Below are 25,557 nucleotides of genomic sequence, written 5' to 3' on the forward strand. Positions count from 1 at the left end.
ATCCGCGGGTGCGTCTCGATGAGGATCACCACCGCACCCGGTTGGGAGCTTTTCGCAGTTCGGTGCGTTCGGCACATTTTTCGCTGTTGTCGTGGCGCGGCGTCGGGGCTGGTGGGAGGGTCACTCAGAGTGGTGGATCGGGCGGTCCTGAATGGTGTCGCGGTGTATGCCTCGGGGTCGGTGCCGGCGGGCGAGCGGGAGCAGGCACAGGCACACCTCGGGTGGTTTCTGGGCGGGCTGGGTGAGGGGTGGTCCTCGGTACGGGTTCGGTTGACCGGCGTTGAGGGGGAGGGGCTGCCGTGGGCGGCGCTGGCCCAGGCCAATGTGGAGTACCGGGGCCAGCCGATCCGGGCGCAGGTGGCCGCCCCGTTCTTCGCCGAGGCCAGCCTTCTGTTGGTTGACCGGCTCGTGGAGCAGTTCGATCGGCTGGCCAACCCCACCCGACCGCGCCCCTGGCCACCGATCGTGCCGCGGCCGGAGTCGGTGCACCGGCCGGCCGCGTATCGGCGGGTGGTGCGCACCAAACGCTACGGGTTGACCCGGTGTGACCCGCGGCGGGCGGCGCTGCTGATGGACCTCGGCGACTACGACTTCTACCTGTTCACCGACACCACCCCCCGCTCCACCGCCGGGGGTGACGGTAATGGTGGGGCGGGGGTGACCGCGGTGGTGTATCGGGTTGGCCCAACCGGTTACCGGCTGGCCCACCTCGACGGGCTTGTGCCGCCCCCACCGGGCACGGCGTTCCCGATCAGCACCAGCGTGTACCCCGTCCCCCGCTGCACCCTCGCGCGGGCGGTCGCCCAACTCGCCGCCACCGACTCGCGGTTCCTGTTCTTCCGCCACACCGAGAACGGCACCGGTCAGGGCGCGGTGCTCTACCGCCGCTACGACGGCCACTACGCCCTGCTCACCGCCATAAACAGCCACGATCACGCGATCGACGCGCAGATCCGACGCTGGAGCAGACGTGGCGGCGAGTGAGCACCACCCCCACACCACCCGCCAGCCCACCGGTTCGGGCCAGCCGGCGGGCGATCAGACGCGGCGGATGTGGCGGCTGGAGCGGGCCGAATCACTGCGGCTGCTCGGCGGCGTCGGGTTGGGGCGGGTGGTGTTCACCGAGAAAGCGATGCCGGCGATCCGCCCGGTCAACCACCTCCTCGACGACGGTGGCGTGATCATCCGCACCCACCTCGGCGCGGCCGTGCTCTCCCGCCTGGGTGAGGTGGTCGCCTACCAGGCCGACCACATTGATCCCGACACCCACACTGGGTGGAGCGTCGTGGTCACCGGTGTGGCCCGCCCGGTCACCGACCCCGAGCTGATCAGCCGCTACGAACATCTGCTCCAGCCGTGGATCAGTGGCCACCAGATGGACCAGGTCATCCGGATCGAACCCCAGATCGTCACCGGATACGCCCTGACCGGCCCAACCACCCATCCCGACGCCACCGGTACGGGTAGCCCGGCCGGCGCGCGCCCCACCCCGAACGCATCCCACGACGCCGGCGGTGAGACCAACGGCGGCGGGCCGGGACAATGATGAGCGGGACCGGTGATCAGTGGCTCGCCCCGCTGCTGTGCGCCACCCTCGCCGGGATCGCCCTGAGCAGCGTCATCCGCGAACCAGCCCGCTGGCGGCGATCATGATCACGCCAGCACCATGACGACCCGCACGACGACGAGACCGACCACTCACGTCCGAGCGCCGAGCCGCCGCCCGAGACTCCCCAAGACCGGGCGGCGGCGTCGATCAGGACACGGCAACCGTATATCGATGAGCGGGCCGGCACCATTACACCCGTGTAAAGCGCCACAGGGCTTGCCGAGGGTTCGGCGGTAGCGGCGGTGGCCGTGCCGGACAGGCCGCACGGCGTGCCCGGACACGCGGTGTCCGCGGCCGGACATCGCCGCTGGCGATCATGTGGCCACGCGACTCGTAGCGGCCACGCCCCCATCCCGCCGAGTCCGGCCCGCTGCGCTGGACGTGTGTCGCTGACCCGCTCCAGGAATGCGGGTGACCCCTTTCCGCTGACTGTTGCGGGGGGCAGCTTCCGGTCGGGTGAGAGGGGCTCCCGGTCGGGTGGCGCAAGATCGCACGGTTTGAGTCACGTACGAACCACTTGTACCAACGATGACGTAGATCACGTCCAGCCGCGCAACGGGGGGTACCCGCAATGTCCATACACGCAATGTCCGACCTGTTCCGCACCATCGCCGGCCTGCTCGCCTGCGCCCTCGCCACCGCCCTCGTCCTCGCGCCCCTCCTGCTACTCAGCGGTGGCACCGCCTACGCACAAGGGCCGGGCGGAGGAGGAGGTCTTGTGGCCGGACTCGGATCCGGATCCGGACCGGGGGCCTGGTAGGTGGGCTACCAGGGGTAGGAGGGTAGATCTCTTAGGAGGCAAGCTGGTGGGCGGTACACCCCCAGCGACGACCACCGAAGACGGCTCAGGAGTCGCGCGACATCCCCCGCGGAATCCAGCGGGGGATGTCCCCTGTCCAAGGGCCTGGCTCGCGTCACGATCAACAGGCGTGCCGGAACTCGCGCTGATGACCGTGACCGGCCCGCCGGTCGCGGAGATCGCCGAGGCGATGGGGTCCCGGTTCGGGATGCGGGCTGCGGGTGGCGTGGCGGCGTGCGTTGGGCTGGTCGCGGTGGCGGTTGGCGCGGGAGTGCAACCAGCGCTACCCCGACGCGGGGATGACCCAGCCGGGCGATCTGGTCGAGTAGTTCGGGCGAGGGCGGCGGCGCGCTCTCGATCAGGCGACGAACACCCCGTCGGTGCTGCGCGGGCTGGTGGGGCCGGGTGGGTCCGCGCGGTGGGAGGACGCCCCGGCCAGCGCCCGGCACCGGTTGCTGGCGCTGATCCTCGCCCCGGAGTGGCTCGGGGAGCTTCAGTTGCTCCGTTCGCCCAACAGCGGCGGTCGCGACGGCTGCCCCGCGAAGGACCCGGTTACTTGGCGGCGCAACGACCGGCCAGTCGACTCCCCGGCCGCGGTCGCCTGACCGGGGACCGGGCGTCGCTGTCCGGTGACAGGTATCTTGGCCCGGCTAGTGCGTCTGACCTGCGCGGGCCGTTTAGCATGGCACAACAGTGATCGACGGCGTGGCATCGAAGTTTGCCCGCCGGGTGCGTGGGGCAGGGTTGTGCCAGTCGTTTTGGCCCGGCATGTCACATTGACACGGCGGAACACGGTCCCGTCCCGGGAGTTCGCCCGCCGTCGCCGGTCGCCGGTGGCGATGGTGTGCCGTTCCTAGATGGCCTGCAGCGGCGGGGCGCACGGCATCCGCGGCGGCGGCCCGGGCTTACTTGTGCCGGGTGTGCCGGGGGAGGGCGCTGGACACCCCGGGTCGACCGGACCGTGTGGGGGGCCTGCCGCTGTGCGGCCCGTACCACGAGCGCCAGCAGGGGCGCGGATATCGTTCACGGGCTGTTCTCAATGTACTTCGAGGTGGATCGGGCGTTCGGAGGGTAGGGGGGCGGCCCGGGGGATCTGGTCGGTGGTTTGGTCGAGCGGTGTGGCGCGGCCGAGGTCGACCCGGATCGGCAGTCGGCCGTCGTGGTTGGCGCGCACCGACCGCTGGGAGCTTGTCCCGTCGGTCGAGGTGGCTATCACGTGGTAGGTCTGGTCGGGGTGGAAGTTGTCCGGGGTGAGCATCTGGACCACCCCGGAACCGTGCAGGGTGAGTGCCCGCCCGTCGGCGCGGGCGCTGGTGACCTCGAGGAACTCCGGGTGCGCGCGGTGCACTTCGAAGTTGTAGCCCCATACCGAGAAGTCCGTGATCACCGTGCGGTAGTTGAACCGCTCCGGTGTCTTGACACCGCGGTCGAACGCCGTGTTGGCCAGCGGCACGATGTCCTGCGCGTATACCCGGTGGTTGTTGCCGCCGTGCACGCCGGGGTACTGCACCCGGGTTTCGGCGATGCCCCGGTCGCGCAGTGTGCGGGCGTGTTTGTCGTACTGGTAGGCGATCAGCCGTTCGCCGCCGCCGGCGCCGGGGTTGGTGGCGGCGGGATAGCGGCGGCAGTCCGGGGCGAGTAGCGAGGTCGGTGGCAGGCAGCCGTCACCGGAGCTAGACAGCACCGGCAGGTCGATGCCCACCAGGTTGGACACCAGGTCTCTCGGGTTGCGCCCGTGCCAGTCGGGCGAGTTGGTGGCGCCGGTGCCGTAGCCCTGGTCGCGCCAGTAGCCGATGCCTTCCCAGGCGGGCCGCAGCACCGGGTCGTCGGTGACGTCGAGTAGCCCGCTCACCGAGGCGGCCAGCGCGTACCGGTCCGGGTGCAGCATGCCCTGCAGGTAGGCGGCGACCCCGCCCATGGAAAACCCGGCCACGGCCCGCCCGGCCCGGTCGGCACGGGCGTGAAACAGCGCCTCGACCAGCGGGTAGAGCTCCTTGTGCAGGTAGCTGTCCATGGGCAGCTCCCGCGCGGTCAGCGGGTGCGCGCCGGGCAGACCGTTGGGGCGGCCGTCGATCCAGGCGCAGGTCTGGCAGATCGACTCGCCGGGGTCGGTGTCCGGCGAGACCACCAGGAAGTGCGCCCGGTCGGCCTGCGAGCCGAACTCGAAGATGTCGGTCTGCACCGCCCCGCCGCCGGGGCCGATCTCCTTCGCCAGCAGGTCGTTGTTCAGCACCGGCCGCAGCGCCGGGTTGTCCAACGCCGGGACCACCGTGCCGTGCAGGTAGTACAGCACCGGCCAGCGTTTGCCGTCGGTGGCGTAACCGGCGGGCAGGTTGACCCGGTTGGTGATCCGCCGGTGCAGCAGCGGGCTGTTGAACACCAGGTCGAGCACCTTCGGGTCATCCCCGTGCCGGGCGAGTCGGACGCCCCAGTCCCGAAACGGCCCGGGCAGTGCCGACACGTCCGGCCGGGAAGGTTCGCCGGCCGCGGCGAACGAGACCAGCCCCGTGGTCAGGACAGCCGCAACGACACCAACGATGATCGCGATCCTCGATATGCCCCGCACGCGCCAAGCCCTCCCCGACCGACAACCTGAACGCTGTAGCTGCCAGATCAACCGGGCTTGCCGCCGTCAGGTTACGCCAAATGGTCTACTTATTTCATCTATCAGCCGGGCGTGGAACGGCACGAAGCCGAACAGCGCGGCGTTGAGGGCGACTGCCCCGGTTGTCCGGCCCGGTCACCCGCTGGGGAAGATCTTGATCTTAAATTTGGACGCCGGGCCGTCACAGAGATCAGAAACGGGCTAACTGGCACCGGGCTGTCTTACGTGTCGCGGGACAGTCGCGCCCGGGCCGCGGCGGTTGCGTTCCCCCGCTGGTCGAGTCGTGTCTCAGTCCAAGATCGCGGAACCGCGGCCTGTCGGAGTATGGCGACCACCTCACGCGGGCGGACGAGACACCCGGCCGTGTTCTTAGTAGATCGTTAACATTGCGCGATGGACGGACCAGATGGTACATCGCCCCGTCGGCAGCGCGGAGGGTTTCCCCGGCGCGTGCAGGTGCCGATCGAACTGGCCCCGAGTGAGCATCGGCGGCTCGCGGCGTGGTGTCGCGGTCTGGCGACCGACCTGGAGGTCCGGGCGGTTTCCGTGGGCGAGGTGGTCGAAACGATGATCGACCTGGTTCTGACCGATCCGCGCACAGCCGGTGCCGTCCGCCAGCGACTCACGAGCCCGGAGCCGCCCGGCAAGTTGTGAGTTCGACCATCTCCGGCCATGCCACTCGGGTCGGCACGCTGTGCCAATCTGACGTTCAGAAATGGGTGGTGGCCTCGGCGTGCACGTTGCCGTGCAGAGACGGCGCCCCGCGGATGGCCCCAACAGCAAGATCGACGCTTAGCGGGGGGTGTCCAGGGCGGCGGCGAGCAGATCCAGTGACGCGAGTAGCTCGTCGCGGTTCACCACGGGCAGATAGCCGATCATGTCGAGGTGGGTGAACGCCGACCAGTCGTAGGTCTGGCTGACCTCGGTGCGACCGTGGGCGAGCGGCGTGAGCCGGTAGACGTAGGTGTGCCCGGCCGGTTCGGCGCCGGGCTCCGAGGGAGCCCAGCCGAGCGCGCGGTCCGGCTCGTACACCACCACGTGGTTCTCCACCTGGTGGTCACCCATGATCGGGTTGTACATGTTCATCACGAACACCGCGCCCACCCGGTCCAGCCTGGCGTGGTCGGCGGAGCCTCGGACCATGCCGCTGGTGTCCAGCGCCTGATGGTTCTCGGCGTTGGCCAGGAACGCGAAGACCCGCTTGGCCGGCGCGTCGATCGCCCGGCTCACCCGGATCAGGCGAGAGTCATCGGACACCACTCTGCTCCCCTCGTGCGGGCATGGGCACACCCGAGTAATCGGACCCGGCGGCCGCCCGAAAATCATCGTGGCCGTCACATATCAGTCCCGGCTCATCAGGTTCGGACCCCACGGGTAGCCCGAAGACCACCGACAGAGGGGGACGGCATAGACGGCGTCAACCTGAGTCAAGATCATCCGGCCGTTTCGCGCAAAGCATGCCAGAGCCAGAACTCGCGCTTGTCATCACTCAGGACTTGCTCGACGACGACCGGTAGCTCCTCCCCGGAAGGTGGTATTGCGATCTCTCACAGGCTCCGAGCTTGCACAGGCTCGGGTTAGTCGGCGTAGGTGGTGAACGCGAGTGGTGAGCAGGCTCGCAGGTCCCAGCGATTTTCGGCGAACAGCGCGGCCGCCACGGCCTGCTCGGTGCCGGTGGCGCGCGAACCGAGCAGGGCCGGCGCCACGTCCAACGAGGTCAACAACCGCCGTGTCCGCCGCCGCGGGGGCGTGTGGCCTGAGCGGGGCAGGATCTCACCGATCCGCCCGACCATGCTCGCCAACACGCGCGGTTGCCCCGCCTCGATGGTGGGTTGGTAGCCCAGCGGCACGGCTTCGGTGATGGTGACGTGCGCCTCCTCAAGCACCAGCCGCCGCAAACTCGCCGCGAGATCGTGATCGCGGTGTTGCGGCGGGCCGCCGGGTAGTCGATACACCCCGTCACCGTCGTCGTGCAGCAGCACCCGACCCGCGTAGTCGAGCAGCCACCCGGACACCCATGCCACCGTGATGTCGGCTGGTACCGGCCCCGGACGCCAGCGAGCACCGTCCCCATCGTCCCCCGCGATCACGAGCGCGACGATAGCCCGCCCTGGCCGCGGTGCATGCCGATCAGCCGGGCGCCGCGCCGCCCCATCCGGGTGTTTCCTCGGCCGCACGCGGCACGAACTTCGCCGGGTCAAAAGCGAAGTCTTGAACGCGACCGCCCCGCACACGGGGGCAGCCGGGATCGGTGTCCCCGCGCGCGCTCTCAGCGGCACCATGTACGTCCCCGCTACGGGCGGCTGGTCGCCAAGACGGCCAGGTTCCTGGCGGGCCGGGGCACACGTCCGTCCGCATCGTTCCCGGACCGGGTGCCAGCGGCGCCCCCACGGCGGCCAACAGCGGTGAAGGTGCGTCGGGTGCCGCTCCGTGCGCTGGCAGGTGTCGCGTGTAGCCTGCCCTCCGCTGCGCGACGCACAGCGACCGGACGGGGTCGTCGCCTAGGAACTGTCCCCCGACTCCCCAGGCGGCGACCCCTTCCCATGCACCCCTCGCGGCGCCCCGCAGGGTGTGATGATCTAAGCAGCAGCGCACCGAAAATTCGATTCCTAGCGGTACTGAGCGCCGGGAAAGGCACGTTCAGGTGACACCGCGGCCAGGGTCGCTGATCGACGAGAAAACGCGCTCGCCCAGCTTCGTGCTCGCGTTTCGCCGGAACCGACACGACGCCGTCGTCTGGGCACACGCATCTTGCCCAGACGACGGCCTACCCCGTTCGCGGGGTCACGCCCCCCACCGGCGCGCGCTTTGCGGAACCCCGAGCCTGTGAGTGCCGAGAACCCTGTCACGTCATGCGACTTGCAGGTATTCGTGGATGAGGCCGCCGAGCCGGTCTCGTCGCAGCGGCCGGATTGCCGCAGTGGAGCGAGGGGAGTGCGGTCGGTGGGTGGGTGCTGAGCGAGGGCTCGATGGGGACGATGGGTGTTGTAGTGCTCGCTGTATTCGCGTAGGACCTGCGCGAGGTGGTTGGGTCCGGTGATCAGGATGTGGTCGAGGCACTCGCGTCGCAGTGTGCCGATCCAGCGTTCCGCGATCGCGTTCGCGCGCGGTGCTCGGACTGGCGTGCGGATGATGCGAACGTCTGCGCCGGCGAACACCGCATCGAAGGCAGTGGTGAACTTGCTGTCGCGGTCGCGGATCAAGAACCGAAACTGGGCGGCGCGCTCGCCGAGGTTCATGAGCAAGTTGCGTGCCTGCTGGGTGACCCACGCTCCCGTCGGGCGGGCGCTGATCCCCGCGATGTGCACCCGGCGGGTTGCGTGCTCGATCATCACGAGGATGTAGAGGCGGCGTGGGAACAACGGTATCGACATGGGCGAAGTCCACGGCGAGGATCGCGTGGGCTTGGGCGGTGAGGAACTGTCTCCAGGTTGGTCCGGACCGCTGCGAGGCGGGGTCTATCCCGGCTGCCTTGAGGATCTTCCATACCGTCGAGGCTGCGAGCTGGTGGCCGAGTCCGATGAGCTCGCCCTGGATGCGTCGGTATCCCCAGGTCACGTTCTCTCTCGCCATCCGCGGGACCAAGGCACGCACGGTTTGGGGGATGGGTGGACGTCCTTGCCTTCGCGGATGGGTCCAGTGGCGGGCAACGAGGTGGGCATGCCAGCGCGGAGGCGTTCTCGGTGAGACCAGTCGCAGCCGGCGTAGCTGGGTGGGCGGCAGCCTGCTCAGGGAGCTGAGGAGGGCGCGGTCGACCCAGGTCAGCGTCGGGCGTGGGTTCTGTCGGCGCAGGACCGCGACCTCATGACGTAGTACGAGGATCTCCGCGTCTTTGGTCGCGCCGGACCGGGCGAGCAGTACGAGCCAGCTCAGCACTCGGGCGAGCATGAGATAGGCGAGTCGGATTGTCACAGCGAGCGATCATGCTGATCGCCAGCGGTCGGAGGTCACGGCGGCTACGTGGCCGCGAAGGCCCTGATCAGGACATGTGACACAGTTCTCGGCATCCACACCGTCGGCCACCGGGTGGATCAACGGGCAGGCTGAAGTACACGCTTAGATCTCGATGACCACTGGAGTGCTGGCTTCAATCGCCGCGTACAGGTCAATGTCTTCGGATCCGAAGTCGACACTGACCACCACCGCAAAGGGGATTGCGAGGTCCTTGGTTGTGTCGCGGTCTTCCCACCAGCCCAGGATCGGATAGATGGCTAGTAGCCGGTCGCCGGCGAGCTCACTGGCGGTCAGCTCCACGTAGTCATGTTGCAGCGTGCCGCGTCCTCGTAGCTGTTGCCCGACTGTCCACCCATATCCGCTGCTCCGGTCGTTGTCACTCGTCGAACCGGCGGCTAGCGCGTTGATCCGCCGACGTAGTTGCTCCTCGGTTTCCGCTGGACCCTGAACCTCCCATTTGAGGCGGCCACCGGCGTAGCGTCGGCCGAGCAGGATGTCAGTGGGCTCGACGAAGTACGTCAGCGTGATCGCAAGTTGTACCCGGGTTTCAGGGTGGTCGTTCAAGACCTGGTCCGGCAGTGGGATCCGTAACATCTGAGCCTGGCGAGCGCCTGGTGCGAGCCGTCCTTCGTAGATGAACACTGGTCGGTTGCTGTCCGCGCTGCTCGCGGTCTGAAGATTCGGTACGCCGTAGCCCACGGCCCGCAGCCGGTCCTTACGGTCGCAGAACTGCTCCATCATCGCCGGCGTCCATCGTGCGCTGTGGACATACAGAGCACGCAAGGCCGATGGGCCGAGCGAGGGGTGTCGCTGGGCGAGGATCGCGAGATCCGCTGCAGCGGCTGCCGCCGCGGGACTGGTAGCCCAGGTTGGGGTGCTCAGCTCGCCGCGCACATGTCGATGGCTGGTCGTCCACAGAGACAGGTGTTCGGCGCCGACGTTGGGCAGGCCGTCGTCGGGGGCGGTGTTGCCTGCTTCTTTGACGATCTCGGGCTTGATCGGTCGCCCCGCTCCGCCGACATCCGTGCTGGCATACGGGCTGATCCCGCCGGCCGGCGCGAGCGCAGGGGGATAGGTCCCCGTCCCCTCGGCGGCTGGTCCGGTCAGCGCTGTGAAGCCGCCGACGGTCAGCGCGTTCCATGCCTGCGCTGGCTGGCAGATTGGTTCGCCCAGATTCGCCACTGGATAGTCCTCGGCGTGGGTGGCTAACCGGTGATCAGGCATGTTTCCCGCGGCTACGACGATCACCCGCCCATTGCTGTCGTTCCAGGCGAGCTGGTCTACGCCGATCGACCACGCCGTACGCAGTCCGCGCTCATTAGGAGCCCCGACGCTCAGGCTGTGCACCACCGTGGTGTCTCGGGCGAGTTCCTCGGCCACGACCACGGAGTTCTCGGTCCGGGCAGCCCACAACTCCGGGTCGTCGTCTGCTGGACCGTGTCGAGGTGTCGGGATCAACCGCACGCTGACAAGCCGGTTCTGCGCACGCAGAGTGCCTTCGGCGATCCCCTGGAGGTAGTCGGGGTAAACCGCGATCCCGGCCATTTTGGTCCCGTGCCCGTGTCGGTCCGCCACATCCGGTTCGCCAGGTACGACACTCCCGGTCCCCTGTAGCACAGGCCGCAGATACGGGTGCTGCGAGCTTGTACCGGTGTCGTGCACCGCCACCACGGCTGCGTTCGGTGGCGGTTCCTCCACCTCGGCCTGTGGGTCTGCGGCGGCTTCGCCCCGCAGGAGCGCCTCGACGAGACGCACTCGCGGCGCGAGATGTACTTCGTACACCTCGGGAACCAAGCCTGGCAGTGCCCCGAGCACGTCGCCGGTCAAGCGCGCCAGGTAGATGTCGCGTTCCACGCCCTCGAACCGGCTGGGTACACCCTGATGGCCGCCGAGCGCCGCCAGCCAGCGCATCTCCTCCCGCACCCGTGCACGGGTCTGGCTGGTGTCAAGTCTCCCGCCGCGGGTCCATAACTCAACCCAGTACGACTCGCCGGGCGCAATGTCGTCCTCGGTGAACTCCCTCAGGCTCAAATCAGCCAGGGTCGGGATCCTCAGGTCTTCGATGCGCGTCACCAGCGGCTCGTTCGCCGGAGCGCCACGCCGGGTGTCGACATCCCGGTACCGCTCGATCTTATGACGCAAAGCCCGCGCATCAGTGCGTACGTGCACCAACGCCTGCCCCTGTTCTACCGCGACCAGAACGGCACTCGACCTCTTGTCTGCCAGGCTGCCGGCGACATCGGCGAGATCATCAGACCCGGCCGCCGCGATCAGTTGGCCCTCGCTGCCCGACGCCCGCTCAGCCGGTGCTCGCCTGGCCTGCTCGATCTGGTCAAGCTCGCGCAACAACCTGGCCGCATGCTGTTCACGTGTCCGAGCCGGCGGCGGCCGCCGGCGGCTGCTCCCATGCGCGCGGAATGGCTCTTCGATGGCGCGACTTACCCGGATCAGGGCAACCCTGTCCGAATCATGCACGCCCCGTGAACACGCTGCTCCCACGCACACGCGCGCTCAACTCTGCGGCGATGTCATCCAGCGCAGGTGCTTCACGATCGACGAGAATCGCGGCCTTCCGCGCGTTGTCTACCGCCGCTCGTACCTCGGCGAACGACAATCCCTCGCCCTGTGTGGCCAAGCGACGCGCTGTGTGGTCGTCGAGCGGCAACGACCGCAGCAGGCGGCGCAGCAGGGTCTCTCTGGCCTTCAGGGTCGGGGCTGGAAATTCAAGCACGTCGTCAAAGCGGCGCAGCAGAGCTGGATCCAGCGCGCCGCCCATATTGGTTGCCGCCACGATCAGACCGTCGCTGTCGCTGGCATCTAGCAACTGGAGGAAGGTGCCGACCACGCGCTTCGCCTCGCCCACATCGAACTCGTCACCGCGATGCTTGCCCAATGCGTCAAACTCATCGAACAGATACACCGCCCGCGCCCGGTCGATGTGCTCGAAGATGTCCGTCAACGTTGCCGCGGTCTCTCCGAGATATCGGTTGAACAGAACCTCCAGCCGTACCCGCGCCAACGGCAACTTCAATTCACCCGCCAGCGCGTGGGCGGCCATCGTTTTGCCGCACCCGGGCGGGCCGTGCATCAACAGCCGCCGTCGAGGTACCAGGCCATGTTCCGCCAGCCGGCCGGCCACCCGTTGCTCATCCAAAACGCGCTGCACACTGGCCCGCAATGAGGTGGGTAACACCAGTTCGCTCAGCCGCGCATCGCTGTATCGGACATCGAGCACATCCGCTAGGTCGCGAGGCGCGCGCGCTAACTGCGCCGGGTGACCTGTTGTCCTTGACGAGTCCCGCTCCGACTTGAGGGCCTTCGCCTCCGCCAGCAGCTCCCGCAAACGAGTGGCTTGCCGCGTATGACCAGCGCGAGACTCGGCGGCGATCAGCTGAGCCAGCAGGTTCCGCCACCGACGCTCGTCGCCTAGCGTGTGCGCACGAACCATCTCTGTAATCAGCTCAGCGGTCGCCACGTCCCGCACCTCCTCTCAAGTTCGAGAGAAACGATATCGGAGATGTCGTCGCTTCCCCAGGAACAGCGCGGCCGCCACACTGGGAGTGCCGATGACCAAGACCAGGTCGAAGGGCGCCGTAGGGCATGGCGCGAGTTCTGGTCGGGACTGGGGCCGGACAATGCGGTGCTACTCGGCACACTCCCCTTGCCGACAGCGGCACCGGAAGCGGGAAGGTCGGGGTGACTCACCCACGAATAAAGAGCAGAGCATTCTCCACCGGGCATCCGTCACAGCGTGAGTACATTTCCGATGTCCGCCGGTGCAGCGCCGGCCACGACGCTTCGCCAGACCTCGAGGGCGGCTTCGGCGCCGCTCGCGCGCCGTATCCGGATCCAGCCGGTGGCGTGCTCGAGGAAGTCCGTCCAGGACGCGTCCATCCTTTGCCGCAGCTCGCGCCCGCCCCATTCGCGTGAGCGGGCGGCGATCCGGTCCACCGCCGAGAAGACGACCGAGTCCGTGTCGGAGGCTTCCATGGCGGCGGCGTCACCGTGGGTCATGCCCACCAGCACCGATCTGGGGAAGCGCGGCCGCAGGTGTGGGGCTCCCGCGATGTCGACAAGCACCTCGTCCGACCCGGTTGCCGTGATCTCGTCATAGGCGGCGGTGCGATCGAACAGGCCCGACCCGGCAACGAAGTCCACCTTGGCCGGGGAGGTGACCCCGACCGTCGGCACGCCGTGAGCGCGGAGCAGGTAGGCCAGGGCGAGAGCGGTCTTGCTCGACGCGCTGGTTATGACCACCCGGCCGCCGTTCGGTTCGGTGCTCACCAGGTCGTCGGCCAGTAGCCAGGCGAGGGTGAACAGCGGGCGCAGCAGCAGGGTGACGTCCTCCTCGCGCTCGGATCGCTCATCGACGACCTGGTACGCGTTGTAGGCCGGGGGCAGGCCGAGCCGGTGTGGGCTGACGTCGCGCAGGTAGTCGCCGCGCACCGGCCCGGGAGTCAGGTGCAGGTGGCTGGACATCGGCACGTAGCCGTAGAGGCGGTCACCGACGGCCAGCCCGTCGACCCCGTTGCCGGCCACCACGCGGGCGTAGCCCCAGGCCGGAATGCGACCCCAGCCGTCCTCGCTCGCGGGAAAGAAGTCCCAGTACCGCAGGGTCTCGCCCAGCAGCGCGTAGGTCACGTTGTTCGCGCTGACGCCGAACCGCTCAACGTGCACCAGAACCTCCCCCTCATCGGGCGGCTCCAGCGGCCGCTCGATGACGCGCGCACGACCTGGCTCGGTGCGTTTGACCTCGAGATCGACCCGTGACGGCACAAGCGTGACAATACCAGAGAAGCTCTCTAGAGTATCTCTCTATGACGGATGGGCGGACCGGGACGGCGGACCGGATCGCGGAGGTGGCCCTGCGGCTGTTCACCCCGCACGGGTACGCCGGGGTGTCGATGGAACAGGTCCGCCGGCAGGCCGGAGTGTCCAACGGCAGCCTGTACCACCACTTCCGGTCGCGGGCCGAACTGGTCGCCCACCTGTTCCTGGGCGGCATCACCGAGGCCCAGGAGCTGACGCTGCGCACGTTGAGCCAGGCCCCGGACGCCGAGGCCGGGGTCCGGGGTGTCGTCGCGGCACAGCTGAACTGGGTGGAGCAGCACCCCGAGCTGGCCCGGCTGGTCTACAGCGACCCGCACGACGAGGTCCTGCTCGCCGCCGAACCCGCCTTCGGCGCACACAACCGCCGCTATGTCGAGATCGTCAGCGGTTGGCTGGACACCCACATGCGCCGGGACACGCTGACCCGGCGGCCGTTCGCCGTTGCGCACGCGCTGTGGGCAGGGCCCACCCAGGAGTTCTGCCGGCACTGGCTGCACGGGCGTAGCCCGCTTGCGCCGCACGAGGCGGCCGGTGACCTCGGTGAGGGTGCCTGGGCCGCCCTCACCGCACCCGGAACCAAGCGCGGAATGGAGTAACCGTGGACCCGACCGTGCTCGACACCGAAGCCTTCGCGGCGCTGCCCCGCGAGATGTGGCGCCCGCGCGCCGAACACAGCCGGCCCGGCGTGCGGATCCTGGACACGCCCGGTGCGCTGGTCCGGGTGCGCGACAGCCACACCGGCCAGGCGCGCACGCCCGCGCCACACACGGCGGTGCTGTTCACCGACGCGCCGCACACCGTGGAGTGCTACGACGAGCTGCTCGCCCACCTGGCTCCCCGGGTGCGGGTGGTCGTGGTCGAACCACCCGGGTTCGGTTTCTCCTGGGTAACCGACCCGGCCGCGTTCACCCTCACCGGCGCCACCACCGCGCTGGTCAGCGCGCTGCACCAGCTCGAAATCGGCAACGCGGTACTCGGCGGGGCCTGCGTGTACGGGTTCCTCGCCCTGACCGCCGCCCACGCCGACCCGGGGTTGGCCAGGGCAATTCTGCTTGCGCAGACCCCGTCCTGGGCGGCGGCGCGGCGGTGGGGCCGCGACGTGCTCGACCCACACGGGCAGCTGTCGGTGCCGTGGGAGGGCCAGGCCCGGTGGCGGTGCAACCGGCAGACGATGGCCGAGGGCTGGTACCGCTTCGCCGCCGGCCCCGGGGCGCCACTCGACACGTGGGAGAAGAACGCCGACCAAGTCCTGCGCGCGGGAGCCTCCTACGCACTGGCCTCGCAGGCTCAGCGCTGGTGGGCCGACGACACCGGCGGCCCGGACCCGCTCGACCTACCCGCCACCGTCCTGTGGGGCGAGGCCGACCGCTCCCACCGGAAGGCCGGCACCGACCCCGACGCGGTACTCGACCTGCTCCCCGACGGCCGGGTCGTTCGGCTGCCCGCCGTGGGCCACTTCGCCGACACCGAGGACGTCACGGCCACCGCCGGCGCACTGCACGACCTGCTCCGGTCCTGACTCCGTCAGGGGTGGGTTACGGGGGGCTCATCACGGTGAGCGTGCGGGCGAGCTTCCACGGCCGAGGACCCCAGGCAGCGAGCTTGCCTTCGAGAATCGGTTTCCATATCCCTTGCCGGCCGATGAAACCAGCACGAAAGCCGTGGGGTCGGCCCAGATGTGGGCGTCGACGTCACCTGCCCCCCGTGTCGAGCGTCAGTGAACCGCCGTCGAGGATCATCAGCGTGCGTCCGCCGCCACGCAGGCGCAGTTCGATGCGAGCCCGGAAGGTCCCGGCCTTCTCCTGGTTCACGAAAGCGGTGGGCGGCAGCGCCGCGATCAGCGGAACCAGGAAGGCCTCGACCGCGAGCAGGGCGTGGTCGCGTCCTATCGGCCACGGACGACCGGTTGCCGTGGCGATGTCGTGGCCGTGGACAAGGCATTCCTCGAGCAGGTGACATGCCGCCGCCGGGGGGCAGGCCACGCTGTCGTTCCTCTCGGGCGCGCTTCTGGCGCGTCGAGTGCTCTTCGTACGTTGTGTCACTCGGAGAACGATTGGGTGCTCCGGGCGCTCTTGGCGTCTCGGGCCAGCGATCAAAGAACTCCTCGACATCGGCACCGAGTTCGACACCCGGGGCACGTCATGGTCGGTGCAATGGCTGCGGAGGTGATCAATTCGCGGGGGCCACGCGCAGCTCTTCGATAGCGTTCATCAGCAGCCCGGGGGTGGTGCGTACGGCTTCGTCCGGCACGTCGAGGCGCAGGTTTGGGAAGCGCTCCAGGGGCTTGGTCAGCGCGATTCGTCCCTCCAACCGGGATAGCGGTGCGCCGACGCAGAAGTGGATGCCGTGGCCGAATGCGAGGTGCGGCGCAGGCCGCCGAACGGGCGTCCCGACGGCGGGTCCAGGACCGGGCGCGGATCGCGCACGCGCTACTGGTGCTGGCTGCCAACCCCGCCGCGCTGGCCCGCACCGCACGCGCGCTACGTCACACTGGGCGGCCCCCGGGACGCCGAGCTGGTTGAGTTCCAGCTGCTGCTCGGCGAGCCGCTGGCCAGGCTGGTGCTGGCCGATTCGGTGACCGCCGACGGGGTCCGAGTGCTGCCGGCGGGGTTGGGGCGGTTTGCCGGCTGGGCGGATCCGCTGCGCAAGCAGATCACCGCGCTTCACGAGGCGGACCGTGATCACCTGTCCGGGCCGAGGACCCGGCTGTTGCGGGCAATCGTGGCCGAGGTGTGGTCATGGCGGCCTCCGTCGTGGTCGAGCTGGTGGGTGGTCCGGTGCGGACCGTTTGTTTGGAGGCGATCAGCAGTGCGGCGGCGTCGGAGATCTGGCTGGAAACGGCGGCGGTGAGCCGGCCAGCCGGCGTGAGCGTCTTGAGCTCCGCCATCTTGTCGAGCGTGGTGTCCGCGCGCGGTCCCTCGTCCTGTTCGATGGCCTCGAACGGCGTGATCTCCCGGTCGAAGCGGCCGTCCTCGCGTGCGTGCAGGGCACGCTGGTGGCTGCGGAGCGCGAACTCCTCCATGTCCAGGCGCTCGAAACCCAGTCTTCGGCGATTTGTTCGGCGGACAGGAACTGGGAGACCTCGCGGTCGCCGTAGCGGGCTTTCCAACCTTTGTTGCCGCTCCAGGGGTCGGTTGCTCCGAACGGCCCTCATCACCGCTTGCGCGGCGAAATGCACGGCCTGCTTGTTGCCCGTTCTCCCGGGGCGTGCAGTCTGTCGTGTGATGTGGCCTGATCTGGGTGATTGAGGCCGGTGGGGTGGTGGTTCTCCCTGGGGGTGGTGCTCGTGGCTGGTAATCGTTCACGGTTCCTGCCACGAGATCGGAGTGGGGAGAGTGCTGGCGTGCCTGGTGAGGTTGCCGTCCGGGGTGAGGTACTGGACGGTACTCGATGAGGCCCTGGCCGTCATCGGCGAGGCAGATGCGTTCCTGCGGCACGTTCGATTCGGTCGCGATTGCTCGGAGTTGACCACGAAGTCCTATGCCGGCGGGATCGCGCTGTTTCTGCGCTGGTGTGACAGGACTGGGCGGCACTGGCACACCGGAGCGGAGCATCTGGGGCTGTTCATCACCTGGCTGCTGCACGCCGACGCGCGGACCAGCGGAGTTGATGTTGCTGCGGGCGGCGAGGGGCTGCACGGGCTGAACCTGGTGTCCGACCCGGTTCTCCGCGGATCAGGGGATCAGTCGGTTGGCGAGTGCGCGAAGCCCTGGCATCGGCCCCTGGCCTGCGGTGGGCAGGACCTGGATGGCGACGTGGTCGGCGCCGGCCGCGAGGTGTGCGTCTACTCCGGCCGCGATTGTGTCGGCGTTGCCGTGTAGGACCAGGTCGTCGATCAGCCGATCGCTGCCGTCATCGACAACGTCGGTCTCGTCATAGCCGTGCCGTAGCAGGTTGTTGACGTAGTTGGACAATCGTAGGTAGGGATCGCTCAGGAAGGCGCGGCCCCGCGCACGGGCACTGGCTCGGTCCGTGTCGAGGACGACCGTCTGCTCGGGGGCGAGCAGCGCCCCCGGACCAAGCAGGCGACGGGCCGTTCGGGTGTGAGCGGGCACGGCCAGGTAAGGGTGGGATCCGGCGGCGCGGTCGGCGGCCAGGCGCAGCGCTCGTGGGCCGAGGGCGGCCAGGACGCGCCGGTCGCTCGGAACTCCCCCAGCGTCGAGGGCCTCCAGGAAGGACTCCATGCGCCGATACGGCGAACTGTATCCGGTGATCGACTCCGGGTGGCCGACGCCGGTGCCGAGCAAGAACCGGTCGGGATGGCGATCCTGCAACCGGCAGTACGACGTGGCCAGTGCTACCGGGTCGTTGGTCCACATATTGATGATTGCGGTCGCTACGACCACATGGCTGGTCGCGTCCAGCACCCGCTCGACCACCCGCAAGTCACTCTCGTCGCGCAGACCGAGACCGAGCCACACGGTGCCGTAGCCCAAGAACTCGGCCTCAACGGCATACTCGGTGCGCGCCACGTCGTCGTCCACCGGATTGAGCCAGGCTCCATATTTGCCAAGCGTCAGCATCGTGAGTCAGCGTCCTTCAGGGCTCGATGACGGGTTCGGCGACGTGACCGCCCCGCGGCGTGAACTGGAAGGGCGGGTCGACGACGTCGCCGGGGAAATCACCGTCAGGGTGGTGCACTCCACGTAGTGCTCGCTGGCAAGCGGCTGGGTGGGCGACAAGCTCGGTGGTGTCGGTGTCCTTAGCGCGGCGCGCGAGGGGCGTAGCCAAGTCGCGAGCGTGGCGAGTGAGCGGATAGCCAGTCATCACGGTGGGCAGCTCGCGGGTGTGTATCGGTTCGTTCATGTCGATCACGGTGGGGTCTCCCGCAGGGAGAGGGTCAAGCCCGTCATGCCAGTAGGTGCGCAGAGTGGAGCGCTGTGCCGTGCTGGTGGGCAGGTTGCCCGCCTCCGCGCCTGGCCTGCGGGTGGTGGCCACCAGTCGGCACGTGCTGGGCGTCGACGGCCAGCGGGTCGTGCCTGTGCCGCCATTGCCGGTGGCTGAGCAGGCCGGGTCGGCGGCCCCAGCGCCGCGGTGACATCACCGGCCAAGGGTTCGGGTAGGGCGAGCCGCGACAACAGCTGCCGCCCGAGCTGCCGCCCGGTGGTGCCGAACAGACCCGCGACCGGGCGCGGATGCCCGAGCGCGATCAACGTGGCGTAGGCACGGCATTTCATCGCGGTCCGATCCGTACCAAGTGCAACCGCCACTGAGTTCGTTCCCGCTCGGCACGTACCGCTGGATAACGCGCCGTTAGGGATTCGGGCTAGCAGTCAGCTCAGCCAGATAGACGCAGGCCGAACGGGTTGTGACCGCTACTCGAGCAGCCACCTCCCACTCCACTTGGCGGCTTACAAACCGCCCTCACAATGTGTCTAGCCGAACTCGGCCGTCGTTCACCCAGCGTGTTGGCCTCCAGGCGGCTCGTCGGCGCAGGTGCGCCGAAGTGCTGGTGCCGCGCGCGCAGCGCCAGACCGATGCCGAATCCGCGACGGCCCAGGGACGTCCCAGAACATAGAAGCAGGGCGCTGACCTGTGGAGCCCACTATATTCGGCTTACGGACCAAATGCTCCCGTCTGAGCTTCCGCCGGCGGTTTGTCTGAGCGCGGCGACCGCCGGCGAATTCAACGTAGTCATCCAAACACGCGGGCGTTGTGCTCGTAGTGCAGCGGCCATCTCGCACCAGCACCCAATCGGTTTACCGATCCGCTGGTCGGGACACTCGGCGCGAACGTTCTAGTGATCGCTGGATGCTAGAGGCTCAACTCGCTGTCGGGTGTTTGCTCGCAGCATTGTGACGGTAATGGCGACGAGCCATACGAAGAACACCAGCAGCGGGACGTAGAATGCCATTATTCCGTTCCAGGCGAATGGGCCGACTTTGAAGAACGCCATCAGGCCACCCGGCGCGAGCAGCATGGCGTTCCAGAGACTCAGGTAGCCGGCCCATCGGGGAAATGTCGGGGTCTCGCCGTCGTCGGCAAGGATCGCGATGGCTACCAGGAGGCTCCATAGGCTGAATGGTGGCCATGCGAACAACAGCATGAACCAACCGAAGTCGTTAAACGCCCGGGTCACGCCTTCGGAGAGGTCTGCGGGTCGGAAAGCCGCTAAAGCCCAGGTCGTTGGGATTATCTCGATCAGCGTGGTGGAGGTCGCGGCGCAGGCGATCTGCCCGTGGCGCAGCAGTCCGCTTGACCGACCGGTCAGCGCCGCGAGGGCGATCGCCCACGGAATCAGCAGGACCAGGCCAACGATCATGACGAAGCAGCCGATCTTGATGGCTGACCCGTGTTCGATGTATAGGCGCGCAATCGTCGCACCGTCGGCTGTTGGTGCGGGTGGCGGGAAGAATTGAGCCAACCCGACGAAGCCAATGCCGAATATTCCCGCAAGAGCCGGTCCGGACCAGGTGAAAGGCCACAACAGGCGTGCATCGAGTTCGGTCATCGTCCCACTTCTCTGTAAAATTAAGCTACCATTGGTCGCTAGAGTAGGATGACCGTGTTCAGCGGTCAAGCGCACGGGGAGGTAGGGGTGGTTCGTTCGGACATCGCGTGGAGCAGCGCGGACCGGATAGTGGTGCGCGGGTTGGACCTGCCGAGTGAGGTGCTCGGCCATATGGACCTGGCCGCGTTCTCCTTCCTGCAGCTGACCGGTCGGTGCCCCACCGAGGAGCAGGCGCGGGTGTACAACGCGCTGCTGATCACCCTGGTCGAGCACGGCATCACCCCCAGCGCGCTGGCCGCCCGGCTGACCTACGCGGGCGCGCCCGAGTCGCCGCAGGCGGCGGTGGCCGCCGGGCTGTGTGGCCTGGGCAGCGTGTTCGTGGGCAGCACCGAGGGGGTGGCGGTGATGCTGGCGGGCGAGCTGGACGGGGCGGCGGATGACCTGGACCTGGGCGCGGCGGCCGGCCGGATCGTGGCGGCGCACTGGGCCGCCGGCACACCGGTTCCGGGCGTCGGCCACCCGTTCCACAAGCCAATCGACCCGCGTACGCCTCGGCTGTTCGAGATCGCGCGGGAGTGCGGGTTGCACGGGCGGTACGTGGCGCTGATGGAGCTGGTGGGTGCCGAGGCGGAGCGGGTGTCCGGGCGGCGGCTGCCGGTGAACGCCACCGGCGCGATCGGTGCGTTGTCCGGCGAGTTGGGCCTGCCGGTCAAGGCGGTGCGTGGGCTGGGCGTGATGGCCAGGGCGATCGGGTTGGTCGGCCACATCCTGGAGGAGAGCGAGCGGCCGATGGCCGGCGGGATCTGGCGGCGCGCCGACCTGGAGGCATCGGCGCACCTGGCGGAACAAGAACAAGACCGGGAGAAGCGGTGAGCGGAGCACAGCGGGTGGCGGTCCTGGAGGTCCTGGACGAGGGCGCGGTCAAGATCGTTCGCATGTCCCGGCCGCAGGCGCGGAACGCGGTGAACACCGAGCTGCACACCGAGCTCACCGAGGTCTGGGGGCGGTTGGCCGCCGACTCGGCGACCCGGGCGGTGCTGCTGTGCGGGGCGGGCGGGGTGTTCTCCGCCGGCGGCGACGCCGAGTGGCTGCACCGGGTGGCCACCGACCAGGTCGAGCGCGCCCGGTCGCTGGACGAGGCGCGGCGCCTGGCCGGGGAGATGCTGCGCTTCCCGCTGCCGGTGGTCGCGGCGGTTCAGGGGCCGGCGGTCGGGCTGGGGGCCAGCCTGGCGTCGCTGTGCGACCTGGTGATCATGGGGGAGAGCGCGTTCTTCGCCGACCCGCACGTGGCGCTGGGTGTGGTCGCCGGGGACGGCGCGGTGGCCACCTGGCCGTTCCTGATGAGCATGATGCGCGCCAAGGAGTTCATCTACACCGGCGCGAGGATCGACGCGGCCACCGCGGTCTCGCTGGGCCTGGCCTGCCGCGCGGTGCCCGACGACCAGGTGATGGCCGAGGCCACCGCGCTGGCCCACCGGCTGGCCGAGCTGCCGGCCACCGCGCTGCGCGCCACCAAACGGGCGCTCAACATTCGGTTGGAGCGGGCCGCCATCGGGGTGCTGGATTACGCCTGCGCCGCCGAGGCGGAGACGTTCACCCTGCCAGAGATCCAGGCCAAGGTGGCCGCGATCCGTGCGCGGTCGGTCGGCTGACCCGGCGGGCTAGTTGACGCGGCGAGCCTTGCCGGCCCAGTAGGGTTCGCGCAGCTCGTGCTTGAGCAGCTTGCCCGAGGGGTTGCGGGGCAGCGTCTTGACGGTGTCCACCGAGGTGGGGCACTTGAAGCCGGCCAGGTGCCGCCGGCAGAACTCGAGCAGCTCCGCGGGGTCAATCGCGGCCCCCGGGCGGGGCACCACCAGCGCCTTCGGCGTCTCGCCCCAGCGCTCGTGCGGTACCCCGATGACCGCGACGTCCGCCACGTCCGGATGACCGGCGATGACGTTCTCGATCTCGGCGGGGTACACGTTCTCGGCGCCCGAGACGATCATGTCCTTGATCCGGTCGTGCAGGTAGAGGAATCCGTCCCGATCGAAGTAGCCGGCGTCGCCGGTGCGGAAGTAGCCGTCGGCGGTGAACGCCTCGGCGGTGGCCGCGTCCTGTCGCCAGTACCCGAGCATGTTCTGCGGTGAGCGCACCAGGATCTCACCGACCCGACCGGCGGCGACCGGCTCGCTGGTGTCCGGGTCGGCCACCAGCACCTCGTTCCACGGCAGCGGACGTCCGCAGGAGCGCAGCAGGTCGGGCCGGTTCTCCGGGTCGTGATAGCGGGGCTCGAGTTGGCTCACCGAGCCGCCGCACTCGGTGATGCCGTACAGGTGGACGAAGTCGCACCCGAACCGGTCCATCGCCCGCCGCAGTACCGTGTCGGAGATCGGTGAGGCGCCGTACAGGATCACTCGCAGCGAGGACCAGTCACCCGCCCCCGGCGTGTCCAGCAGGGACTGGATCACCGTCGGCACCAGGAACACGTTGGTCACCCGCTGCTCGGTGATGGTCCGGGCGATGCGCACCGGGTCCACCTCGGGCAGCAGCACCGTGGTCGCCCCGGGCAGCAGGCTGAGCAGGGCCGCCCCGGTGCCGCCGATGTGGAACAGCGGCATGGCCACCAGGTTCACGCTGTCCGCGTCGTAGTGCCAGAACCGACACAGCTCGCCCATCCGGCCGAGCAGGCCGGCGTTGGTCAGCTGTACGCCCTTGGGGCGCCCGGTGGTGCCCGAGGTGTACATCTGCACGACCACGTCGTCCGGATGCGGCTGGTGGCCGGGGTCGGTGGCCGGCTGGCCGGCCAGCCAGTCCTCGTACGAGGGGTAGCGACCCGCTGTACCCAGGCCGAGGACGGTGCGAACCCGGGGCAGACCGGGTGCGATGTCGGCGATGGTGTCGGTGAACTCGGGGCCGACCACCAGCACCCGCGCCTCGGCGTGGTCGACGATGTAGGCGATCTCCGGGCCGGCCAGCCGCCAGTTCACCGGCAGCGTCACCGCGCCCAGCTTGGCCGCGCCGAGCAGCACCTCGAGCACCGAGGGGTGGTTCCTGCTGAGCACGGCGACCCGGTCGCCGGGGCGCACCCGGGCCTCGGCCAGGCCGGCCGCCACCCGGTCGGTGCGCTCGCCCAGCCGCGCGTAGCTGAGCGTGCCGCCGTCGTACCACACGGCCGGATGGTCCGCGCGGTCTTTCGCGTGCCGGCGGATCACACCGGCGAGAGTCGGTCCGGTCATGACCTCGAATACTAGCTACTACTGGTCTCTTAAGCTAGAAGATCCCCCTCATCCTCAGTCGAAAAATATGGTCTAATGTGACCGCTAGTCGCTTGATGGCGAAGAGGCTTCGCGGGAGGGAACGCAGCGGGTGACCGACAACGAGACGCGGCGCGGCATCTACGAACGGATGTACCGCATCCTCACGGTGGACAGCACGATGCGCGGTCTGATGATGAAGGGCGCGATATCGATCATCTACTACTCGCCGAGGGGGCAGGAGGCGATCCCGGCGGCGGTGTCCGCCGCGCTCACCCCGGCCGACTACATCACCACCACCTACCGGGGACTGCACGACACCCTGGCCAAGGGGGCGCCGGTGCGCGAGGTGATCGCCGAGATCATCGGACGCTCCGGCGGCACCTGCAAGGGCAAGGGCGGGATCATGCACCTGTCCGACCCGCGCCGGGGCGTCATGGCCACCTCGGGGATCGTCGGCGGCGCCATCCCCATTGCCAACGGGCTCGCGCTGCGCTGCCAGATGACCGGCAACGACTCGGTCACCGTGGCCTACTTCGGGGACGGCGCGACGAACATCGGCGCGTTCCACGAGTCGCTGAACATGGCGGCGCTCTGGCGGCTGCCCGTGGTGTTCGTCTGCCAGAACAACGAGTACGGCGAGTTCACCCCGCGCATGGAGTCGATGACCGTCCAGCGGATCGCTACGCGCGCCGCCGGCTACGCCATCCCCGGGGTCACCGTGGACGGCAACGACCCGGACGAGACGTACGCGGCCGCGCACACCGCTGTCGCCCGGGCACGAGCGGGGGAGGGGCCGACCCTGATCGAGGCAAACACCTACCGCTTCATGGGACACATCTTCGGGGTGGACCAGATGGAGTACATGCCGAAACAGGAACGGGAGGCCGCGCTGGCCAACGACCCGGTGCCGGCGTACCGGCGCCGGCTGCTGGAGCGGGGCGTGGCGACCGAGGACGAACTGGCCGAGTTGGAAGCTGAGGTGAACTCGGAGGTCGAAGCGGCCGTCGAGTTCGCCATGCAGAGCCCGCCACCGGACCCGGAGGAGACCTTCACCGACGTCTACGCCGAGGCGGTGCCGGCATGACCGAGCAACGGATCACGATGGTGCAGGCCCTTTCCCAGACCCTGGACCGGGCGTTGGCCACCGACCCGGACGTCTTCCTGATGGGCGAAGACATCATCGACCCCATCGGTGGGGCGTTCGGCATCACCAAGGGCCTGTCCACCAGGTACGGCCGGGACCGGGTCCGGGAGACGCCGATCTCCGAACAGGCGATCATCGGGGCCGGCATCGGCTCGGCGATGCTCGGCGGCAAACCGATCTGCGAGATCATGATCGCCGACTTCTACGCGGTGTGCCTGGACCAGGTGGCCAACCACGCCGCCAAGCTGCGCTACATGTCCGGCGGGCGCACCACGGTGCCGCTGGTGATCCGGGGCATGCTCTCCGGCGGTCTCAACTTCGCCGCCCAGCACTCCCAGTCGGTAGAGGCCTGGATGATCCACACTCCGGGGCTGAAGGTGGCCATGCCGGCCAGCCCGGCCGATGCGAAAGGCATCCTGACCTCGGCAATCGAGGACCCGGACCCCGTCGTGATCTTCGAACCGGTCGGACTGTACGGGGCGAGCGGGCCGTGCCCGGATGGTGAGCACCGGGTCGCGCCGGGAAGTGCCTCGGTGGTGCGCCCGGGCGCCGACGTCACCGTGGTCACCTACGGCGCCCAGGTCCCCAACGCGCTCACCGCCGCCGAGCAACTGGCCGGCGAGGACATTTCCGTGGAAGTGGTGGACCTGCGCTGGCTGATGCCGTGGGACGAGGCGACGGTTCTTGACTCGGTGCGCAGGACCACACGCGCCGTGGTCGCGCACCAGGCTGTACGTCGAGGCGGGTTCGGTGCGGAGATCGCCTCGGTACTGCAGGAGAAGCTGTGGGGCACCCTGCGCGCCCCGGTGCTCCGGGTCGCCGGCGCGAACACCCCGGTGCCGTTCGCCACTGAACTGGAGCGCACGCATTTTCCCAGCCCGGACGCCATCGCCGCCGCCATCCGCCAAACGCACAAAACCTAGTAGCGG

General features: G+C 68.9%; 24 protein-coding genes. 10 read left to right on the plus strand and 14 right to left on the minus strand.

What is annotated here, in order from left to right; genetic code table 11:
• The first annotated feature begins 162 nt into the window (after positions 1-162).
• The 3 genes from ABEB12_RS07175 (at position 163) to ABEB12_RS07185 (ending at position 3,013) form a co-directional block, all read left to right on the plus strand.
• A complete protein-coding gene (locus tag ABEB12_RS07175) occupies positions 163-984 on the plus strand; it encodes a sigma 54 modulation/S30EA ribosomal C-terminal domain-containing protein (protein WP_185060963.1) in 822 nt (273 codons plus the stop codon).
• Positions 971-1,546 (plus strand): pyridoxamine 5'-phosphate oxidase family protein, encoded by a 576-nt coding sequence (locus ABEB12_RS07180; protein WP_345702630.1) that lies wholly within the window; start codon positions 971-973, stop codon positions 1,544-1,546. The genes ABEB12_RS07175 and ABEB12_RS07180 overlap by 14 nt, the downstream gene beginning before the upstream one ends.
• Positions 1,547-2,788: 1,242 nt before the next feature.
• Positions 2,789-3,013 carry a hypothetical protein gene (locus tag ABEB12_RS07185; protein ID WP_185060964.1) on the plus strand — a complete coding sequence of 75 codons (225 nt, stop codon included), beginning with the start codon at positions 2,789-2,791 and terminating at the stop codon, positions 3,011-3,013.
• A gap of 431 nt (positions 3,014-3,444) precedes the next feature.
• Here ABEB12_RS07185 and ABEB12_RS07190 read toward each other — a convergent pair whose 3' ends face one another.
• Positions 3,445-4,974 carry an alpha/beta hydrolase-fold protein gene (locus tag ABEB12_RS07190; protein WP_185060965.1) on the minus strand — a complete coding sequence of 510 codons (1,530 nt, stop codon included), beginning with the start codon at positions 4,972-4,974 and terminating at the stop codon, positions 3,445-3,447.
• A gap of 489 nt (positions 4,975-5,463) precedes the next feature.
• On the opposite strand from ABEB12_RS07190, the gene ABEB12_RS07195 reads away from it, so the two are divergent.
• Complete coding sequence (locus ABEB12_RS07195; protein ID WP_185060966.1) at positions 5,464-5,667, plus strand: hypothetical protein; 204 nt, start codon at positions 5,464-5,466, stop codon at positions 5,665-5,667.
• Positions 5,668-5,805: 138 nt separating this feature from the next.
• Here ABEB12_RS07195 and ABEB12_RS07200 read toward each other — a convergent pair whose 3' ends face one another.
• The 6 genes from ABEB12_RS07200 to ABEB12_RS07225 all read right to left on the minus strand — a co-directional run bounded on the left by ABEB12_RS07200 (position 5,806) and on the right by ABEB12_RS07225 (position 13,743).
• Positions 5,806-6,270: an SRPBCC family protein gene (locus ABEB12_RS07200; protein WP_345702631.1), complete on the minus strand. Its 465-nt coding sequence runs from the start codon at positions 6,268-6,270 to the stop codon at positions 5,806-5,808.
• Positions 6,271-6,590: 320 nt separating this feature from the next.
• Positions 6,591-7,028 carry an NUDIX hydrolase gene (locus ABEB12_RS07205; protein ID WP_185060968.1) on the minus strand — a complete coding sequence of 146 codons (438 nt, stop codon included), beginning with the start codon at positions 7,026-7,028 and terminating at the stop codon, positions 6,591-6,593.
• A gap of 594 nt (positions 7,029-7,622) precedes the next feature.
• Positions 7,623-8,387 carry an integrase core domain-containing protein gene (locus tag ABEB12_RS07210; RefSeq protein WP_345702632.1) on the minus strand — a complete coding sequence of 255 codons (765 nt, stop codon included), beginning with the start codon at positions 8,385-8,387 and terminating at the stop codon, positions 7,623-7,625.
• A gap of 682 nt (positions 8,388-9,069) precedes the next feature.
• On the minus strand, positions 9,070-11,316 hold the full coding sequence (locus tag ABEB12_RS07215) for a S8 family serine peptidase (protein ID WP_185060969.1): 2,247 nt from the start codon (positions 11,314-11,316) through the stop codon (positions 9,070-9,072).
• Positions 11,317-11,434: 118 nt separating this feature from the next.
• Positions 11,435-12,442: an AAA family ATPase gene (locus tag ABEB12_RS07220; RefSeq protein WP_185060970.1), complete on the minus strand. Its 1,008-nt coding sequence runs from the start codon at positions 12,440-12,442 to the stop codon at positions 11,435-11,437.
• A 269-nt stretch (positions 12,443-12,711) separates the two neighbouring features.
• Positions 12,712-13,743 carry a DUF2855 family protein gene (locus ABEB12_RS07225; RefSeq protein ID WP_185060971.1) on the minus strand — a complete coding sequence of 344 codons (1,032 nt, stop codon included), beginning with the start codon at positions 13,741-13,743 and terminating at the stop codon, positions 12,712-12,714.
• Between the two features lie 41 nt (positions 13,744-13,784).
• Here ABEB12_RS07225 and ABEB12_RS07230 point away from each other — a divergent pair, with 41 nt between their 5' ends.
• On the plus strand, positions 13,785-14,393 hold the full coding sequence (locus ABEB12_RS07230; protein ID WP_185060972.1) for a TetR family transcriptional regulator: 609 nt from the start codon (positions 13,785-13,787) through the stop codon (positions 14,391-14,393).
• A 2-nt stretch (positions 14,394-14,395) separates the two neighbouring features.
• Entirely contained in the window at positions 14,396-15,316 is a 921-nt protein-coding gene (locus ABEB12_RS07235; protein WP_185060973.1) for an alpha/beta fold hydrolase, read from the plus strand.
• 172 nt (positions 15,317-15,488) lie between these two features.
• Here the strand turns inward: ABEB12_RS07235 and ABEB12_RS07240 are convergent, their stop codons facing one another.
• From ABEB12_RS07240 to ABEB12_RS07265, 6 genes are all read right to left on the minus strand, one after another.
• Entirely contained in the window at positions 15,489-15,779 is a 291-nt protein-coding gene (locus ABEB12_RS07240) for a hypothetical protein (RefSeq protein ID WP_185060974.1), read from the minus strand.
• Between the two features lie 187 nt (positions 15,780-15,966).
• On the minus strand, positions 15,967-16,107 hold the full coding sequence (locus tag ABEB12_RS07245; protein WP_221498136.1) for a cytochrome P450: 141 nt from the start codon (positions 16,105-16,107) through the stop codon (positions 15,967-15,969).
• Between the two features lie 343 nt (positions 16,108-16,450).
• A complete protein-coding gene (locus ABEB12_RS07250; RefSeq protein ID WP_345702633.1) occupies positions 16,451-16,819 on the minus strand; it encodes a thiolase family protein in 369 nt (122 codons plus the stop codon).
• A gap of 652 nt (positions 16,820-17,471) precedes the next feature.
• Positions 17,472-18,320: a TIGR03620 family F420-dependent LLM class oxidoreductase gene (locus tag ABEB12_RS07255; protein WP_185060975.1), complete on the minus strand. Its 849-nt coding sequence runs from the start codon at positions 18,318-18,320 to the stop codon at positions 17,472-17,474.
• Between the two features lie 16 nt (positions 18,321-18,336).
• Positions 18,337-18,612: a hypothetical protein gene (locus ABEB12_RS07260; RefSeq protein ID WP_185060976.1), complete on the minus strand. Its 276-nt coding sequence runs from the start codon at positions 18,610-18,612 to the stop codon at positions 18,337-18,339.
• A 922-nt stretch (positions 18,613-19,534) separates the two neighbouring features.
• Positions 19,535-20,248, minus strand: a complete 714-nt coding sequence (locus tag ABEB12_RS07265; protein ID WP_185060977.1) for a hypothetical protein — start codon at positions 20,246-20,248, stop codon at positions 19,535-19,537.
• Positions 20,249-20,335: 87 nt separating this feature from the next.
• On the opposite strand from ABEB12_RS07265, the gene ABEB12_RS07270 reads away from it, so the two are divergent.
• The gene (locus ABEB12_RS07270; RefSeq protein ID WP_221497709.1) at positions 20,336-21,121 is read left to right on the plus strand and encodes a citryl-CoA lyase; all 786 of its coding nucleotides are present in this window, start codon (positions 20,336-20,338) and stop codon (positions 21,119-21,121) included.
• Positions 21,118-21,900: an enoyl-CoA hydratase-related protein gene (locus tag ABEB12_RS07275; protein ID WP_221497710.1), complete on the plus strand. Its 783-nt coding sequence runs from the start codon at positions 21,118-21,120 to the stop codon at positions 21,898-21,900. The genes ABEB12_RS07270 and ABEB12_RS07275 overlap by 4 nt, the downstream gene beginning before the upstream one ends.
• A 9-nt stretch (positions 21,901-21,909) precedes the next feature.
• On the opposite strand, the gene ABEB12_RS07280 is transcribed toward ABEB12_RS07275, so the two are convergent.
• Positions 21,910-23,463: a long-chain-fatty-acid--CoA ligase gene (locus ABEB12_RS07280; RefSeq protein ID WP_185060979.1), complete on the minus strand. Its 1,554-nt coding sequence runs from the start codon at positions 23,461-23,463 to the stop codon at positions 21,910-21,912.
• A gap of 130 nt (positions 23,464-23,593) precedes the next feature.
• On the opposite strand from ABEB12_RS07280, the gene ABEB12_RS07285 reads away from it, so the two are divergent.
• Together ABEB12_RS07285 and ABEB12_RS07290 are read left to right on the plus strand one after the other, a co-directional pair.
• The gene (locus ABEB12_RS07285; protein ID WP_221497711.1) at positions 23,594-24,568 is read left to right on the plus strand and encodes a thiamine pyrophosphate-dependent enzyme; all 975 of its coding nucleotides are present in this window, start codon (positions 23,594-23,596) and stop codon (positions 24,566-24,568) included.
• The gene (locus tag ABEB12_RS07290) at positions 24,565-25,551 is read left to right on the plus strand and encodes a transketolase C-terminal domain-containing protein (RefSeq protein ID WP_185060980.1); all 987 of its coding nucleotides are present in this window, start codon (positions 24,565-24,567) and stop codon (positions 25,549-25,551) included. Before ABEB12_RS07285 ends, ABEB12_RS07290 begins: the two co-directional genes overlap by 4 nt.
• Positions 25,552-25,557 lie beyond the last annotated feature (6 nt).

Source organism: Actinospineispora eucalypti, from assembly GCF_039543365.1.
Classification (GTDB): domain Bacteria; phylum Actinomycetota; class Actinomycetes; order Mycobacteriales; family Pseudonocardiaceae; genus Pseudonocardia; species Pseudonocardia eucalypti.

Bases quoted from the DNA above. Each gene is read 5' to 3' on its own strand.
- ABEB12_RS07265 (WP_185060977.1), bottom strand. From the start codon at position 20,248: ATGACCGAACTCGATGCACGCCTGTTGTGGCCTTTCACCTGGTCCGGA.
- ABEB12_RS07210 (WP_345702632.1), bottom strand. From the start codon at position 8,387: ATGTCGATACCGTTGTTCCCACGCCGCCTCTACATCCTCGTGATGATC.
- ABEB12_RS07230 (WP_185060972.1), top strand. From the start codon at position 13,785: ATGACGGATGGGCGGACCGGGACGGCGGACCGGATCGCGGAGGTGGCC.
- ABEB12_RS07255 (WP_185060975.1), bottom strand. From the start codon at position 18,320: ATGCTGACGCTTGGCAAATATGGAGCCTGGCTCAATCCGGTGGACGAC.
- ABEB12_RS07280 (WP_185060979.1), bottom strand. From the start codon at position 23,463: ATGACCGGACCGACTCTCGCCGGTGTGATCCGCCGGCACGCGAAAGAC.
- ABEB12_RS07290 (WP_185060980.1), top strand. From the start codon at position 24,565: ATGACCGAGCAACGGATCACGATGGTGCAGGCCCTTTCCCAGACCCTG.
- ABEB12_RS07250 (WP_345702633.1), bottom strand. From the start codon at position 16,819: ATGGAGGAGTTCGCGCTCCGCAGCCACCAGCGTGCCCTGCACGCACGC.